This window comes from Rhodococcus sp. FG69 (genome assembly GCF_057808915.1).
In genome coordinates this window covers 1-2,104 of the sequence record NZ_JBMDIX010000095.1, presented here as the reverse complement: position 1 = coordinate 2,104, position 2,104 = coordinate 1, and the positions used below count along the sequence as shown (strand labels likewise).

The 2,104-nt window shown below is 55.5% G+C and carries 2 rRNA genes; both read right to left on the bottom strand.

Going from position 1 to position 2,104, the window contains the following annotated elements:
* Nucleotides 1–4: 4 nt before the first annotated feature.
* A 5S ribosomal RNA gene (rrf, locus tag ACODSO_RS29110) occupies nt 5–121 on the bottom strand.
* 134 nt (nt 122–255) lie between these two features.
* Nucleotides 256–2,104: ribosomal RNA gene (locus tag ACODSO_RS29105) — 23S ribosomal RNA — on the bottom strand; the annotation flags it as partial.

Genomic DNA, 2,104 nt, shown 5'->3' with positions numbered 1-2,104 from the left:
TTGTGTTCGGCGGTGTCCTACTCTCCCACACCCTGTCGAGTGCAGTACCATCGGCGCTGGAGGGCTTAGCTTCCGGGTTCGGAATGGGACCGGGCGTTTCCCCTCCGCTATGGCCGCCGTAACTCTGTGAAACAGTGTCACGAGCGAACCTGTCACCCACACGTGTGTGGGTAGCGGATTCGTGTATTCGGTTGTGTTACTGAACAACTCGTGTGTTGTTTCAGATATTGCACAGTGGACGCGTTGCATTGGTTTTATGGTAAGTCCTCGGCCTATTAGTACCAGTCACCTGCATCGGTTACCCGACTTCCAGTTCTGGCCTATCAACCCGGTGGTCTGCCGGGGGCCTTACCCCCTCGTGGGGGTGAGAAACCTCATCTTGGAACAGGCTTCCCGCTTAGATGCTTTCAGCGGTTATCCCTTCCGAACGTAGCTAACCAGCGGTGCTCCTGGTGGAACAACTGGCACACCAGAGGTTCGTCCGTCCCGGTCCTCTCGTACTAGGGACAGCCTTCCTCAAGTTTCTAACGCGCGCGGCGGATAGAGACCGAACTGTCTCACGACGTTCTAAACCCAGCTCGCGTGCCGCTTTAATGGGCGAACAGCCCAACCCTTGGGACCTACTCCAGCCCCAGGATGCGACGAGCCGACATCGAGGTGCCAAACCATCCCGTCGATATGGACTCTTGGGGAAGATCAGCCTGTTATCCCCGGGGTACCTTTTATCCGTTGAGCGACACCGCTTCCACATGCCGGTGCCGGATCACTAGTCCCGACTTTCGTCCCTGCTCGACTTGTCAGTCTCACAGTCAAGCTCCCTTGTGCACTTGCACTCGACACCTGATTGCCAACCAGGCTGAGGGAACCTTTGGGCGCCTCCGTTACATTTTAGGAGGCAACCGCCCCAGTTAAACTACCCACCAGGCACTGTCCCTGAACCAGATCATGGTCCGAGGTTGAGGTATCCAATACGATCAGAGTGGTATTTCAACAACGACTCCACAGTAACTAGCGTCACCGCTTCACAGTCTCCCACCTATCCTACACAAACCGAACCGAACACCAATACCAAGCTATAGTGAAGGTCCCGGGGTCTTTTCGTCCTGCCGCGCGTAACGAGCATCTTTACTCGTACTGCAATTTCGCCGAGTCTATGGTTGAGACAGCTGAGAAGTCGTTACGCCATTCGTGCAGGTCGGAACTTACCCGACAAGGAATTTCGCTACCTTAGGATGGTTATAGTTACCACCGCCGTTTACTGGGGCTTAAATTCTCAGCTTCACCACACAAGTGCAGTTAACCGGTCCTCTTAACCTTCCAGCACCGGGCAGGCGTCAGTCCGTATACATCGTCTTACGACTTCGCACGGACCTGTGTTTTTAGTAAACAGTCGCTTCTCACTGGTCTCTGCGACCTCACCCAGCTCACACCGAAAAGGTGATCACCGAACAAGGTCCCCCTTCTCCCGAAGTTACGGGGGCATTTTGCCGAGTTCCTTAACCATAGTTATCTCGATCGCCTTAGTATTCTCTACCTGACCACCTGTGTCGGTTTGGGGTACGGGCCGTGTGAAAGCTCGCTAGAGGCTTTTCTCGGCAGCATAGGATCACTGAATTCGCCTCAATCGGCTACGCATCACCTCTCAGGCATCATGAACGGCGGATTTGCCTACCGTTCGCCCTACAGGCTTACACCAGTACTACCACTGACTGGCCCAGCTACCTTCCTGCGTCACCCCATCGCTTGGCTACTACCAGATCAGGTCCCACGCATCCACCACACCCCTATCCTCTCGAAAGAGAAAAGGTAACGTGGATTCAGGGTGGTTAGTATCACTGATTCACCATGGGCGCGTTCACACGGGTACGGGAATATCAACCCGTTGTCCATCGGCTACGCCTGTCGGCCTCGTCTTAGGTCCCGACTCACCCTGGGCGGATTAACCTGGCCCAGGAACCCTTGGTCATTCGGCGGACGAGTTTCTCACTCGTCTTTCGCTACTCATGCCTGCATTCTCACTCGCGCAGCCTCCACACCTGGATCACTCCGATGCTTCCACGGCTGCACGACGCTCCCCTACCCACCCACACACCTGGCACACCCC